Source organism: Pseudomonas oryzihabitans NBRC 102199, assembly GCF_000730625.1.
In the GTDB taxonomy this organism is placed as follows: Bacteria; Pseudomonadota; Gammaproteobacteria; order Pseudomonadales; family Pseudomonadaceae; genus Chryseomonas; species Chryseomonas oryzihabitans.
The window spans coordinates 182,298-196,096 of record NZ_BBIT01000019.1 but is presented as its reverse complement, the minus strand read 5'-3'; the positions used below and the strand labels follow the sequence as shown (position 1 = coordinate 196,096).

Sequence of the window (13,799 nt, the reverse complement as noted above, 5' to 3'; positions counted from 1 at the left end):
AAACCGCGTAGCGTTTTCCACGCGGGTTAACTGCCCCCTCTCCCTGAGGGAGAGGGCTGGGGTGAGGGGAACCACAACCCTCACTCATCCTCGACGATCAGCACCACCAGATCCTTGGGCCCGTGGGCGCCATAGGCCAGCACCTGTTCGATGTCGGCGGTCTTGGACGGCCCGGAGATCAGCAGGGCGTTGGTCGGCATGCCGTCCTGCCAGCGGTGCCGTTGCTGCAGCTCGTAGAAGTTGTCCACCACGGTGCTGGCCCTGAGCAGGGCGATGTGCAGCGGGGGCACCAGGCTCATCAGGCGCGGCTCCTGGCGATCCGGCCAGAGCACCAGGCTGCCGGTGGCGGCCAGGGCGCCCAGGGTGCCGGTGAGGCTGGCCGGGGTGTCGTTGAACAGCTCGGCCTTCCATTCTTCCACGGGGCGATCATAGGCCTTCCAGCGCGGTGAGCCGTCGCCCTGCCAGCGCTCCACCAGGCGCGCGCCGTGGGGCGTGCCGGGGGCGATCAGCAGTTGGTCCAGCCCCCGTTCGGCGAGGATGCGCTCGACCAGCGTCGGCCAGTCCGCCGCGGTGGTCAAATGGGTTTCGGTATGCACCGTTTCCATCAGGGTACGCAGGCGGGCGACACGCTCTTCAGGCGGATAGCGCCAGGGTTCGGTCACCAGGGCTTCGTCGAAGGTGTCCGCCAGCGGCTGGGTGCCCTGCAGACTGCCGCGCAGCTTGGCGAGGATGTTGTCGCGGGCGCTCATGGGCGTTTCTCCAAGTGTTCGCGGGCCAATTCGTGCAGCGAGCGGGATGCCGGCCTGGGCGCGCTGTGGTGTTCCGTCCAGGGGCCGAGCTGGCCCGGGGTGAGGCGGCCGAAGCGGGTGGCCAGGTAGCTGAAGCCACGGTAGAGCAGCGGCGAGGTGTAGAGGTTCTGCCAGGCGTGCCAGGTCCAGCGCTCCCGGGCGGAGAACTTGCTGCCCTGGCCGCGCAGCAGGTGCGGCTCGGCTTCGGGGGCCTTGACGTTCTCTTCGCGCAATCGCCGCAACAGCGCCGGAATCGGGATCTTGACCGGGCAGACCTCGCCGCAGGCGCCGCACAGCGAGGAGGCGCTGGGATGATCCGGTGCGCGCTCCAGGCCGACCAGGTGCGGGGTGATGATGGCGCCGATGGGGCCGGGGTAGACCTCGCCATAGGCGTGGCCGCCGATGCGGGTATAGACCGGGCAGTGGTTCATGCAGGCGCCGCAGCGGATGCAGTTGAGGGTCTGGCGCAATTCGCTGTCGGCGAAGGCCTGGCTGCGACCATTGTCCAGCAGCACCAGGTGCACCTCGCGCGGGCCGTCCAGTTCCTCGGCCTTGCGCGGACCGGAGATCATGTTGACGTAGGTGGTGATCGGCTGGCCCAGGGCGGAGCGGGTCAGCAGCGACAGCAGCGGCACCACGTCGCGCAGATTCTCCACCACCTTCTCGATGCCGGTCACGGCGATGTGCACCGGTGGCACCGTGGTGGACATCCGCCCGTTACCCTCGTTTTCCACCAGCAGCAGGGTACCGGTTTCGGCCACCGCGAAGTTGACCCCGGATATGCCGATATCGGCCTCGAAGAATTTCCGCCGCAGCACCCGCCGGCCGGTCTGGATGAGTTCGTCGACGTCGGTGGTGTAGGGCTCGGCCAGGTGCTCGTGGAAGAGAGTGCCTACCTGCTGCCGGTTGAGATGAATGGCCGGCATGATGATGTGCGACGGCTTCTCCCCGGCGAGCTGGATGATGTACTCACCCATGTCCGATTCCAGGCAGTCGATGCCCTGGGCGCCGAGGACGTGGTTCATGTCCATCTCTTCGCTGACCATGGACTTGCCCTTGATCAGCAGTTTGGCCGCATGGCGCTCGGCAATCTGCTGGACGATGGCGTTGGCCTCGGCCGTGGTCTCGGCCCAGTGCACCTGGACGCCATTGCGCGTGAGGTTGGCCTCCAGGCGTTCCAGCAGCTCCGGCAGCTTGGACAGCGCCCGGGCACGGGTGCGATTGCCCAGTTCACGCAGGCGCTCGCGCTCGTCGGCATCGCTCATGCTGGCCAGGCGCTTGGTCATCAGCGAATCCATGGCCGTGCGGAAGTTGCGCCTGAGCTGGTCGTCGCCCAGGGCCTGCCGCGCACGGGTCTTGAAGGGAGGCGCTTCGCTGACGTCGGTGAGGGGGATCTTCAGCATCTCGTTCATGCGGCACCTCCGATACGGCGCCAGAGAAAGCTCGCCAGGTGTTCGCCACGCAGGGCGGCGCGCTGCTTTTCCAGGGCGCCGTTGATGTTCATCAGGCACCCGCAGTCGGCGGTGAGCACCTGGGCCGCGCCGCTGTCCTGCAGGGCACGGGTCTTGTCCGCCACCATGGCACCGGAGATGTCCGGCATCCGCACCGAGAAGGTACCGCCAAAGCCGCAGCATTCGCTTTCGTGGTCATGGTCGACACGCTCCACGGCCTCTAGCTGGCCGAGCAGGGCGCGGCCGTGCAGGTGGGTCTGCATCTCGCGGCGGGCGCTGCAGGAGGTGTGCAGGGCCACCTTGGTCGGGGCGCCGCGATCCTGGTAGTCGACCTGGCAGACGTGCAGCAGGAATTCCGCCAGCTCGTAGGTGCGCTCGGCCAGATCCTGCACCTGACGCAGGGTCTCGGGTTCTTCGGCGAACAGCTCGGCATAGTGATGGCGCAGCATGCCGGCGCAGGAGCCGGAAGGAACCACCACCGGCCAGGGCTCGGCGAACAGCGCCAGCTGGGTGCGCGCCACGGCGCGGGCTTCCTCGGTGTAGCCCGAGGTGTAGGCCGGCTGGCCGCAGCAACTCTGCGCCTGGGGGAAATGCACGCGCAGGCCTTCGCGCTCCAGCAGGCGGATGCTGTCCATGCCGGCTTCGGGATAGAAGAGGTCCACCACGCAGGTGCCGAACAGATAGACCTGGGTCGGCTTCTGCTGCGGATAGGTCCGCGGCGGCGCCAGCGGTGGCGCGGTGCGGGTGGCATTAGGGGCGGCGTTGTAGAAAAGATCGTTCATCAGGCGTCACTCCGGGTTGGCCCGGTAATAAGAGGACCGGCGACGGCCTGAACCGCCGCCGGGAACCGCGTGATCAGTGCACCAGCATGCCGGTGAACACATAGGCCTGCGCCAGGGTGATCAACCCGACCAGCACGGCAAAGCCGATGCTGTGGCGCACGGTGAAGCGGAACAGGTCGGATTCCTTGCCCACCATGCCGGTGGCGGCGCAGGCCACGGCGATGGATTGCGGCGAGATCATCTTGCCGGTCACGCCGCCGGAGCTGTTGGCCGCCACCAGCAGGGTGTCGGAAACACCGATCTGGTGCGCGGTGGTGGCCTGCAGCGAGCCGAACAGGGCGTTGGACGAGGTATCCGAACCGGTCAGGAACACCCCCAGCCAGCCCAGCAGCGGCGAAAAGAAGGGGAACAGCGCGCCGGTACCGGCCAGCAGCAGGGCCAGGGTGGTGGACATCCCCGAGTAGTTGACGACGAAGGCGAAGGCCAGCACCAGTCCGATGGACAGGATCGGCTTGCGCAACTCCACCAGGGTTTCCTTGAACACGCCCAGGGCGGTCGAGGGCTTGATGCGGAAGATGGCCATGGAGATCAGCGCCGAGATCAGGATGGCGGTGCCGGAGGCCGACAGCAGATCGAGCTTGTAGACCGCCGGCATGGGCGTCGGGGTGGCCACGATCGGCAGCGTCTTGAGCACCAGCTTGTCCAGGTAGGGCACCGGCACGTTGATCACCAGGGCATAGAGGGCACCGCCGCTGGCGAACAGCGCCTTGAAGGCCTTGGTGGTCCAGATCGTCACCACCACGGTCAGGATCAGGAACGGCGACCAGGCCTTGATCACGGTGCCCAGCGAATGCTCGGGCGGCAGGCGACCGCCACTGCCGAAGCCGGCCCCACCGCCCAGCATGGCGGCGCCGCCACCGCCACCGCCACCGCCACCGCCACCGCCACCGACCACCGCAGTCGCACCCGCGGTGGCATGCTGCGGCTGGCGCAGCTTGAGATAGCCGGTGAGGGCGATCATGGCGGCCAGTGACGAGGTGATGTCGGGCAGTTCCGGACCGATGAAGTTGGACGTCAGGTACTGGAACACGGCAAAGGTGCCGCCGCAGATCAGCGCCGGCTTCCAGGTTTCCCGCAGGCCGCGCATGCCGTCCATCATGAACATCAGCCACAGCGGCACCAGCAGCGACAGCAGCGGCAGCTGGCGGCCGGTCATGGCGCCGATCTTGAAGGCGTCGATGCCGGTCACCTGGCCAGCGACGATGGTCGGGATGCCCAGGGCGCCGAAGGCCACCGGCGCGGTGTTGGCGATCAGGCAGAGCCCGGCCGCCTTCAGCGGATTGTGGCCCAGGCCCACCAGCAGCGCGGCGGTGATGGCCACCGGCGCGCCGAAACCGGCCGCACCTTCCAGGAAGGCGCCGAAGCAGAAGCCGATCAGCAGCACCTGCAGGCGTTGATCGTCGGTGATCGACAGCACCGAGCTGCGGATGATGTCGAACTGGCCGCACTTGACCGTCAGCTTGTAAAGGAACACCGCCGTGACGATGATCCAGGCGATGGGCCAGAGGCCGTAGAGGAAACCGTAGCCGGCCGAGGCCAGCGCCTTGTCCACCGGCATGCGATAGACGAACAGGGCGATGAGCAGGGCGATCGCCAGGGTGAGGGCGCCCGCCACATGGCCCTTGAGTCTCAGACCGGCGAGGGCGACGAAAAAGAACAGAATGGGCAAGGCGGCGACGAAGGCCGAAAGGCCCAGGCTGCCAAGGGGGAGATAGATCTGTTGCCAGGTTTCCATCGGGTGCTCCTTGATTGTTTTTGTAGGGAGGCGGCAGGACGGGGTTGCACAAGATCGCGACCTGTGACAAAAATTGGTAAGACCAATTTACAAGGGCGACTTCACGCACGTTAAGCGGGGTCTTTGTGCCTGTCAAACCCCTTGATGTGCGACTTTCGTCGGCCCAGCTCTTCCGCCTGGCGGACGGCCGCTGCTGTCCGCAGCATTTTTCGAGGTTTTTCATGGGGTTCGAACCGGTCAAGCAACGTCGTCTGTCCGACGACATCGTCAAGCACCTGGAAGCGCTGATCGCCGAAGGCTCGCTGCGCCCTGGCGAGCGCCTGCCTGCCGAGCGGGTGCTGGCCGAGCGCTTCGGAGTGTCGCGACCCTCGCTGCGCGAAGCCATCCAGAAGCTGATCGCGCGCGGCCTGCTGCTCAGCCGGCAGGGCGGCGGTACCTATGTCACCGAGGCGCTCAACAGCGCCTTCACCGATCCCCTGCTGCCGCTGCTGGAAAGCCGCGAGGAAACCCGTCGCGATCTGCTGGAATTTCGCCACACCCTGGAAAGCGCCTGCGCCTACTACGCCGCCCAGCGCGCCACCGAGCCGGACCTGGCGCGGCTGACCCTGGCCTGGGAGCGCCTGGAGGACTGCTACCGCCGGCGCGAGACCCTGACTCGGGAAGAGGAGGGCGAGGCCGATGCCGCCTTTCACCTGGCCATCGCCGAGGCCAGCCACAACGCCGTTTACCTGCACAGCATCCGCAGCCTGTTCGAATTGCTGCGCCACCACATGGTGACCAACATCGGCGGGATGCACGCCCAACGGGGTGAGACCCGCGAGCGGCTGCTGGAGCAACACCGGGCGCTCTACCAGGCGATTGTTGCGGGGGAAGCGGAGAATGCACGCGAGGCGGCGAGCCGCCATCTGGGCTATGTGAGAGAGGTTCTGGAGGAGGCCGGCGCCATGGCAGGCCGTCTAGCACGGGCCAAACGGCGCGATGAGCTCTAAAAAAAATCTGGCGTGAAACTTCATGATGTCATTATGCTAGTAGCATAAATTGAGCGTCCGCGGCTAAAGTTTAGCGTTCCAGAGCTGATAACCCGGTCACACCTTCCCGCCTTCGCTGGCGTCTAGACCGGTACCCTCCTGTGGAACACGCCTCTTCTTCGCCCTCGCTCGTCGACCTTACCTTCACTCCTGCATTGCTCGGTGCATGCGGCACCGGGGCGATCCTGTTCGTGGGCGGCGTGACGCCGACCACCCTGGCCCTGAGTGCCACCCAGGTGGTCCTGGCCGCCGGGCTGGGCTTCTGGCAACTGCGTCGCGCCCAGGCGCGCCAGGCAGAGCGCGCCGCCGAGCAGGCCGTGAGCCAGAGCCCCGCCAGCGGTCGGGACGAAGCCCTCGAAGCCCTCTGCGTGGCGGTGCTGCCGGTCTGGTCCGAGCAGATCGAAGCCGCGCGCGCCCACACCGAGCAGGAAATCGTCAGCCTGACCAGTCGCTTCGCCGAACTGGCCGACCGCATCCACAGCGTGGCCGGCGCCGATCACGGCAGCGGCGATCGCCTGGTCAACCTCATGGCCAGCAGCCAGAACCAGCTGGACGGCATCCTCCAGGCCTTGCGCGAGGCGCTGTCCAGCAAGGGCGCGCTGCTCAACGAAATCAACGGCCTGGCCGGCCTGACCGAACAGCTCAAGAGCATGGCCAAGGACGTCGGCGACGTGGCGCGCCAGACCAACCTGCTGGCCCTCAACGCCGCCATCGAAGCCGCCCGTGCCGGTGAAGCCGGGCGCGGTTTCGCGGTGGTCGCCGACGAGGTGCGCAAGCTCTCCACCCTGTCCGGCGATACCGGGCAGAAGATCGGCGAAACCGTGGAAACGGTGAACGGCGCCATCGCCCGCACCCTGGAGCTTTCGCAGCTCCACGCCGAGCGCGACACCGGCACCCTGAACCAGTCCGGCGAGACCATCGAGCAGGTCATCGGCACCTTTGGCGGCACCACCCGTGACGTGGTCGAGCGCAGCGATGCCCTGGCCGACAACGCCGCAGCCGTGGGCGGCGCCATCGCCGAGGTGCTGGTCGCCCTGCAATTCCAGGATCGCGTCAGCCAGATGCTCGGCCACATCCGTGACGACCAGGCCCGCCTCGAGCGCCTGGTGATCGACCGTCGCGCCCTGGCCGCCAGCGGTCAGCCGCTGCCGACCCTCGACACCCGCGGCTGGCTCGCCGACCTGGCCCGCACCTACACCATGGCCGAGCAGGTCGCCGTGCACCACGGCAAGCGACCGGCCGCCGCCCCCGCCGAATCCGATATCACGTTCTTTTAAGGAAAGCTGTCATGAGCAACAAGACCATTCTGATCGTCGACGACTCCATCTCCATCCGCCAAGTGGTGTCCATGACCCTGAAAAGCGCGGGCTACGACGTCATCGAAGGCTGCGACGGCCGCGATGCCCTGACCAAGCTGGACGGGCGCAAGGTGCACCTGATCATCAGCGACGTGAACATGCCCAACATGGACGGCATTACCTTCGTCACCGCGGCCAAGAAGCTGCCGGCCTACAAGTTCACCCCGGTGATCATGCTCACCACCGAATCCGATGCCGCCAAGAAGGCCGCCGGCCAGGCCGCCGGTGCCAAGGCCTGGATGGTCAAGCCGTTTCAGCCGGCGCAGATGCTGGCGGCGGTTTCCAAGCTGATCATGCCCTGATGGCCCCGGAGGCTGCCCCCATGAACGACATCGCTCGTACCCGCTTGCCCCTTACCGGGCCGCTGACCATCTACACCGCGGCCGACAGCAAGCCGCTGCTGATGGAGCCCCTGACCGCCGGGGTCACCGTGGCGCTGGAACTGGCCGAGGTCGATGAATTCGACTCCGCGGGTCTGCAGTTGCTGCTGCTGGCCCACCGCGAGGCGCAGCGTCTGGGCGGCAGCCTCGAACTGGTCGACCCCAGCCCCGCCGTCACCGAACTGCTGGAGCTGGCAGGTCTTGCCGACTTCTTTACCGCGGCCGCCGCGGAAGGTGTTGCCGCATGAACATGGACGAGATCCTCAAGACATTCATCGCCGAGAGCGAGGAATTGCTGCAGCAGATGGAAGCCGCGCTGCTGCAGATCGAGCAGGCGCCGGATGACGTCGAGCTGATCAATGCCATCTTTCGCGCCGCCCACACCATCAAGGGTTCGGCCGGGCTGTTCGGCCTGGACCATGTGGTGGCCTTCACCCATGTCGCCGAAAGCGTGCTCGACCGCATCCGCAGCAACGAGCTGGCCTTCGACGAGACCCTGTCGGCGCTGTTCCTGGAGGTCTGCGACCACCTCAACGGCCTGATCGCCCGGGTATCGTCCGGCAGCGAGCCGGAGCCCGACTTCCAGGCCGCCGGCGCCGTGCTGGTGCAGCGCCTGGAGCACTATCTGCAGCCGAGCGCCAAGGCCACCCAGCCGGCCGCCACCGCCCGTAGCCTGGCGCCACCGGTCGATGGCGTCGCCGCCGGCCACTGGCACCTGTCGCTGCGCTTCGGTCCGGACATGCTGCGCAATGGCATGGATCCGTTGGCCTTCGTGCGCTACCTCAACAGCTTTGGCCGCATCGTCAACATCGTCACCCTGACCGACGCCATCCCGGCCGCGGCGGAGATGGACCCGGAGACCTGCTACCTGGGCTTCGAGGTCGCCTTCGACAGCGACGCCGACAAGGCGACCATCGAGGCGGCCTTCGAATTCGTCCGCGAGGACAGCCAGATCCGCATCCTGCCGCCGCACAGCCGCAGCAGCGACTACTGCCAGCTGATCGACGACCTGGCCGAGGAAGACCTGCGCCTGGGCGAGATCCTGGTGCGCTGCGGCACCCTGACCGCCACCGAGCTGGACGAGGTGCTGCGTCGCCAGGCCGATCCGGCGACGCCGCGCCAGCCCATCGGCGAAGCCCTGGTGGAGGCCCAGCTGGTCAATCCGCCGGTGGTGGATGCGGCCCTGAACAAGCAGCGCAAGATCAAGGAGCAGCGCGCGCCGGCCGGCGAAGGCCAGCTGATCCGTATCGACGCGACCAAGCTCGATCAGCTGATCGATCTCATCGGCGAGCTGATCATCGCCGGTGCCGGGACCCAGCTGATCGCCCAGCAGAGCGGTCTGGCGGCTCTGGTGGAATCCACCGGGGTGCTGTCGCGCCTGGTGGAAGAGGTCCGCGACACCGCCCTGACCCTGCGCATGGTGCAGATCGGCACCACCTTCAACCGCTTCCAGCGCGTGGTCCGCGACGTCTCCAAGGAAATCGGCAAGGACATCGCCCTGCGCATCAGCGGCGGCGAGACCGAGCTGGACAAGACCGTGGTGGAAAAGATCGGCGATCCACTGACCCACCTGATCCGCAACGCCATGGACCATGGCATCGAATCCGCCGAGCTGCGCCTGGCGCGAGGCAAGCCGGCCCAGGGCACTGTGGGGCTCAATGCCTATCACGAGTCGAGCAGCATCGTCATCGAGGTCACCGACGACGGCGGCGGTCTGTCGCGCGAGCGCATCCTGCGCAAGGCGACCGAGCGCGGCCTGATCGCCGAGGGCCAGGTGCTGGCCGACAAGGACGTGTTCAACCTAATCTTCGAACCGGGCTTCTCCACCGCCGAGCAGATCAGCAACCTGTCCGGTCGCGGCGTCGGCATGGACGTGGTGAAAAAGAACATCACCGCCCTGCGCGGCAGCGTCGATCTCACCAGCGAGGAAGGCCGCGGCACCACGGTGACCATTCGCCTGCCCCTGACCCTGGCGATCATCGACGGCTTCCTCATCGGCGTCGGCAAGGCTACCTACGTGGTGCCCCTGGAGGCGGTGGAGGAGTGCATCGAGCTGACCGAGGCGGCCAGTGTCCAGGCCAACGGCAACGACTACCTCGACCTGCGCGGCGAGGTGCTGCCGGTGCTGCGCCTGCGCCAGCTGTTCGCCATCGAGGAGGCGCCGCCGCGGCGGCAGAACGTGGTGGTGGTGCGCTACGCCGGCCAGCGCGCCGGTCTGGTGGTCGATCAGCTGCTCGGCGAATTCCAGACGGTGATCAAGCCGCTCGGTCCGCTGTTCGGCCACAACCGCAGCCTGGGCGGTTTCACCATCCTGGGTACCGGCGCCGTGGCGCTGATCCTCAACGTGCCCGGCCTGATAGGCGAGGCCGCGTCTACCAGCGTTACTGCTCCAGTCCACGCTCCCGTGCCGACCTGACCGACAAGGAATTCGAGTCCATGACCGTTACCAAACGTATGTCCCTGCTGGTCCTTTCCGCGTTGCTTGGCATCATCCTGCTGGCAGGGCTGGCTTACTACCAATTGCACCAGGTGTTCGAACGAGCCAATTTCGGCAACGACGATACCGTGCCGGCCATTCTGGGCATCGACGCCGTCGACGCCCATTCCGCCGATGTCATCACCAACATCTATCGCCACCTCGCCGCCGATGGCGAAGCCGCCACCCGGCAGGCCGAAAAGGAACTCGGCGAATCGCAGCGGCTGACCGAAGAGGCGCTCAAGGCCTACGAGGGGCAGATCTCCGACGAGACCGACAAACGCCTGTGGGAAGACGACAAGCAGGCCATCGCCGCGCTTAACCAGCTCGCCGCCAAGGTGATCCCGCTGTCGCGCGCCAGCCTGGATGACGAGGTCAAGCGGCTGCTGGGCGAAAACCAGGAGATCATCACCCATGTCGGGGATGTCCTCGACGCCCATCGCCTCTACAACCAGAAGCTGGGCGCGGAACAGTCCAGCCTGGCGGAAGGCACCCTCACTCAGGCCACGCTGCTGTCGATCGGCATCTCCCTGGCTACCCTGCTGCTGATCGGTCTGCTCGGCTTCTTCATCACCCGCAACCTGCTGCGCCAGCTGGGCGGCGAGCCGGCCGAGGTGGCCAAGGTCGCCAACCGCACCGCCGCGGGCGACCTGCCCGATGATCTGCAGCTGCGTGCCGGCGACGAGTCCAGCCTGATGGCCGCCATGCAGCGCATGGTGGTGACCCTGCGCGGTCTGGTGCAGGAGATGAGCACCATGGCCAGCGAGCACGATCGTGGCGAGACCGAGGCGCGCATTCCGCTGGAGCGCTTCCAGGGCACCTTCCGCAACGTCGCCGAGGGCGTCAACGCCATGGTCGCCGGCCACCTCAGCGATTCCGCCAAGGCCATGGCCTGCGTCAAGCGCTTCGGCGAGGGCGATCTGGCTGCGCCGCTGGAGCGGTTCCCCGGCAAGAAGGCGGTGATCAACGACAACCTCGAGCAGGTCCGCGACAACATCCAGCTGCTGGTGGCGGAGATGGTGCAGCTGTCCGCCGCCCATGATCGCGGCGACACCGATGCGCGCATCCCCGTCGAGCGCTTCCAGGGCACCTTCCGTGGCATGGCCGAAGGCGTCAACGCCATGGTCGCCGGTCACCTGAGCGATTCCGCCAAGGCCATGGCCTGCGTCAAGCGCTTTGGCGAGGGCGATCTGTCGGTGGCGCTGGAGCGCTTCCCCGGGCAGAAAGCGGTGATCAACGACAACCTCGAACAGGTCCGCGACAACATCCAGCGCCTGGTCGAAGACGCCAACCAACTGAGCCAGGCGGCCATGGCCGGTCGTCTCGATACCCGCGCCGATGCCAGTGCCCACCAGGGCGATTTCCGCCGCATCGTCGCCGGCATCAACGGCACCCTCGACGCCATCGTGGCGCCGGTCAACGAAGCTATGGGCGTGATGGCCGGGCTCGCCCAGGGTGACCTGAGCCGCACCGTACGCGGTGACTACCAGGGCCAGTTGCTGGAGCTCAAGGAGTCGATCAACGGCACCGTCGGCAAGCTGAACCAGATCATCGGCGACGTGCGCCTGTCGGCCGACTCCCTGGCCAGCGCCTCGGAAGAGATCTCCGCCACCGCCCAGAGCATGAGCCAGGCCAGCACCGAACAGGCGGCTTCGGTCGAAGAGACCAGCGCCAGTGTCGAACAGATGTCGGCCTCCATCGCCCAGAACACCGAGAACGCCAAGGTCACCGACGGCATGGCCGGCAAGGCCGCGCGGGAAGCCGGGGAGGGTGGTCAGGCCGTCAGCGAGACCCTGGTGGCCATGAAGACCATCGCCGACAAGATCGGCATCGTCGACGACATCGCCTACCAGACCAATCTGCTGGCGCTCAACGCCGCCATCGAGGCGGCCCGTGCCGGCGAGCATGGCAAGGGCTTCGCCGTAGTGGCCGCCGAGGTGCGCAAGCTGGCCGAACGCAGCCAGGTCGCTGCCCAGGAGATCGGCACCGTGGCCAAGAGCAGCGTGGCCCTGGCCGAACGCGCCGGCACTTTGCTGGAGCAAATGGTGCCGTCCATCAGCAAGACCTCCGACCTGGTCCAGGAAATCGCCTCGGCCAGCGAAGAACAGAGCAGCGGGGTGAGCCAGATCAACGGCGCCATGCTGCAACTGAGCCAGATCACCCAGCAGAACGCCTCGGCGTCCGAGGAGCTGGCCGGCACCGCCGAAGAAATGAGTACCCAGGCGGAGCAGCTGCAGCGCCTGATGGGCTTCTTCAATACCGGCGAAAGCCGGGTGGTACAGGACCTGGAACGCGCGCTGGAGGCCTCGCGGCCGAAGGCCATGCAGGTCCCGGGCAAGGCACTGCGTACGGGTACCTCGGGCGTGCCTGACGGCTACGTCCCCTTCGAATCCTGATCCCTATCCTACGGCCACCTGCGGGTGGCCTTTTTGAGACCACCGACATGACCGTCATCAAGAAAATGCTGCTGCTGGTGCTGTCAGCGCTATTGGGCATCCTGGTACTGGCCGGCACCGGGCAATACGAAATCGACAAGGTGTTCCAGGCGGCCAACTACGGCAACGACAATACCGTTCCCAGCCTGAAGGCGCTGGGTGATGTCAATGACAGCCGCTCCGACTACGTGGTGGGCATCTATCGCCATGTGCTGTCGACCAGCAGCGAAGCCATGACCACCGCCGAGCAGGACCTGGCCGCGGCCAAGGAACGCATTGGCCAGAGTCTCGCCAAGTACGAGACGCTGGTCTCGGACGACCGCGATCGTGGCCTGCTGGCCGCCGATCGCGCCGCCTTCACGGCGCTGTTCAACCTGGGCGACCAGGTCATCGCCCTGTCGCGGCAGAATCGCAACGACGACGCCCAGGCCCTGATGCGCAGCCGCACCGACGTGATGCTGGCCATCAACAAGGCCCTCGACGAGCACGTCGGCTACAACGAGAGCCTCGCGCAGCAGGGCGTGCAGGTCGCCCAGAAGACCAAGGTCGAAGCCACCTGGCTGGCCCTGTCCATCGCCCTGGCGACCCTGCTGGCTGTGGCCCTGCTGGGCTTCTTCATCACCCGCAACCTGCTGCGTCAGCTGGGCGGTGAGCCGGCCGCGGTGGCGACCCTGGCCGGCCGTGTGGCCGCCGGTGATCTGCCCGATGACATCAAGCTGCGCGGCGACGACAAGACCAGCCTGATGGCGGCCATGCAGAACATGGTCACCACCCTGCGCGGCCTGATCGGCGAAATGAGCAGCATGTCGGCGGCCCACGACCGCGGTGAAACCGTGGTGCGCATCCCGGCCGAGCGCTTCCAGGGCGCCTATCGCAACATGGCCGAAGGGGTCAACGGCATGGTCGCCGGCCACCTCAGCGATTCCGCCAAGGCCATGGCCTGCGTCAAGAGCTTTGGCGAGGGCGATCTGTCGGTGGCGCTGGAGCGCTTCCCCGGCCAGAAGGCGGTGATCAACGACAACCTCGAACAGGTCCGCGGCAACATCCAGCGCCTGGTCGAAGACGCCAATCAACTGAGCCAGGCGGCCATGGCCGGTCGCCTCGATACCCGTGCCGATGCCAGTGCCCACCAGGGCGACTTCCGCCGCATCGTCGCCGGCATCAACGGCACCCTCGACGCCATCGTCGCCCCGGTCAACGAAGCCATGGGCGTCATGGCCGGGCTCGCCCAGGGCGACCTGAGCCGCACCGTGCGCGGTGACTACCAGGGCCAGTTGCTGGAGCTCAAGGAGTCGATCAACGGCAC

Annotated in this window: 9 protein-coding genes and 3 pseudogenes; 8 read left to right on the top strand and 4 right to left on the bottom strand. The window is 66.9% G+C overall.

Features of this window, described 5'->3' with window-relative positions:
- Positions 1-80 precede the first annotated feature (80 nt).
- The 4 genes from POR01S_RS19680 to POR01S_RS19665 all read right to left on the bottom strand — a co-directional run bounded on the left by POR01S_RS19680 (position 81) and on the right by POR01S_RS19665 (position 4,816).
- A complete protein-coding gene (locus POR01S_RS19680; RefSeq protein ID WP_027601281.1) occupies positions 81-749 on the bottom strand; it encodes a LutC/YkgG family protein in 669 nt (222 codons plus the stop codon).
- A complete protein-coding gene (locus tag POR01S_RS19675; RefSeq protein WP_042137847.1) occupies positions 746-2,200 on the bottom strand; it encodes a LutB/LldF family L-lactate oxidation iron-sulfur protein in 1,455 nt (484 codons plus the stop codon). Before POR01S_RS19675 ends, POR01S_RS19680 begins: the two co-directional genes overlap by 4 nt.
- Entirely contained in the window at positions 2,197-3,021 is an 825-nt protein-coding gene (locus tag POR01S_RS19670) for a (Fe-S)-binding protein (protein WP_042137845.1), read from the bottom strand. The genes POR01S_RS19675 and POR01S_RS19670 overlap by 4 nt, the downstream gene beginning before the upstream one ends.
- A 73-nt stretch (positions 3,022-3,094) precedes the next feature.
- Positions 3,095-4,816: a lactate permease LctP family transporter gene (locus tag POR01S_RS19665; protein WP_042137843.1), complete on the bottom strand. Its 1,722-nt coding sequence runs from the start codon at positions 4,814-4,816 to the stop codon at positions 3,095-3,097.
- A 221-nt stretch (positions 4,817-5,037) separates the two neighbouring features.
- Here POR01S_RS19665 and POR01S_RS19660 point away from each other — a divergent pair, with 221 nt between their 5' ends.
- From POR01S_RS19660 to POR01S_RS24420, 8 genes and pseudogenes are all read left to right on the top strand, one after another.
- The gene (locus tag POR01S_RS19660) at positions 5,038-5,805 is read left to right on the top strand and encodes an FCD domain-containing protein (RefSeq protein WP_027597638.1); all 768 of its coding nucleotides are present in this window, start codon (positions 5,038-5,040) and stop codon (positions 5,803-5,805) included.
- Positions 5,806-6,371: 566 nt separating this feature from the next.
- Positions 6,372-7,121, top strand: a complete 750-nt coding sequence (locus POR01S_RS24435) for a methyl-accepting chemotaxis protein (protein ID WP_237709571.1) — start codon at positions 6,372-6,374, stop codon at positions 7,119-7,121.
- A gap of 11 nt (positions 7,122-7,132) precedes the next feature.
- Positions 7,133-7,504, top strand: coding sequence for a response regulator (locus POR01S_RS19650; RefSeq protein WP_007162125.1), 372 nt, complete (start codon positions 7,133-7,135; stop codon positions 7,502-7,504).
- Positions 7,505-7,524: 20 nt separating this feature from the next.
- A complete protein-coding gene (locus POR01S_RS19645; RefSeq protein WP_042137839.1) occupies positions 7,525-7,830 on the top strand; it encodes an STAS domain-containing protein in 306 nt (101 codons plus the stop codon).
- Positions 7,827-9,998, top strand: coding sequence for a chemotaxis protein CheA (locus POR01S_RS19640; protein WP_042137837.1), 2,172 nt, complete (start codon positions 7,827-7,829; stop codon positions 9,996-9,998). The genes POR01S_RS19645 and POR01S_RS19640 overlap by 4 nt, the downstream gene beginning before the upstream one ends.
- 20 nt (positions 9,999-10,018) lie before the next feature.
- A pseudogene (locus tag POR01S_RS24430) lies at positions 10,019-11,542 on the top strand (MCP four helix bundle domain-containing protein); the annotation flags it as partial.
- A 54-nt stretch (positions 11,543-11,596) separates the two neighbouring features.
- Positions 11,597-12,314: pseudogene (locus tag POR01S_RS24425) on the top strand (methyl-accepting chemotaxis protein); the annotation flags it as partial.
- 187 nt (positions 12,315-12,501) lie between these two features.
- A pseudogene (locus tag POR01S_RS24420) lies at positions 12,502-13,755 on the top strand (MCP four helix bundle domain-containing protein); the annotation flags it as partial.
- Between the last annotated feature and the right edge of the window lie 44 nt (positions 13,756-13,799).

Coding starts and splice junctions, on each gene's coding strand:
- POR01S_RS19665 (WP_042137843.1), bottom strand. CDS start 4,816: ATGGAAACCTGGCAACAGATCTATCTCCCCCTTGGCAGCCTGGGCCTT.
- POR01S_RS19680 (WP_027601281.1), bottom strand. CDS start 749: ATGAGCGCCCGCGACAACATCCTCGCCAAGCTGCGCGGCAGTCTGCAG.
- POR01S_RS19650 (WP_007162125.1), top strand. CDS start 7,133: ATGAGCAACAAGACCATTCTGATCGTCGACGACTCCATCTCCATCCGC.
- POR01S_RS19670 (WP_042137845.1), bottom strand. CDS start 3,021: ATGAACGATCTTTTCTACAACGCCGCCCCTAATGCCACCCGCACCGCG.
- POR01S_RS19640 (WP_042137837.1), top strand. CDS start 7,827: ATGAACATGGACGAGATCCTCAAGACATTCATCGCCGAGAGCGAGGAA.
- POR01S_RS19645 (WP_042137839.1), top strand. CDS start 7,525: ATGAACGACATCGCTCGTACCCGCTTGCCCCTTACCGGGCCGCTGACC.
- POR01S_RS19675 (WP_042137847.1), bottom strand. CDS start 2,200: ATGAACGAGATGCTGAAGATCCCCCTCACCGACGTCAGCGAAGCGCCT.
- POR01S_RS24435 (WP_237709571.1), top strand. CDS start 6,372: ATGGCCAGCAGCCAGAACCAGCTGGACGGCATCCTCCAGGCCTTGCGC.
- POR01S_RS19660 (WP_027597638.1), top strand. CDS start 5,038: ATGGGGTTCGAACCGGTCAAGCAACGTCGTCTGTCCGACGACATCGTC.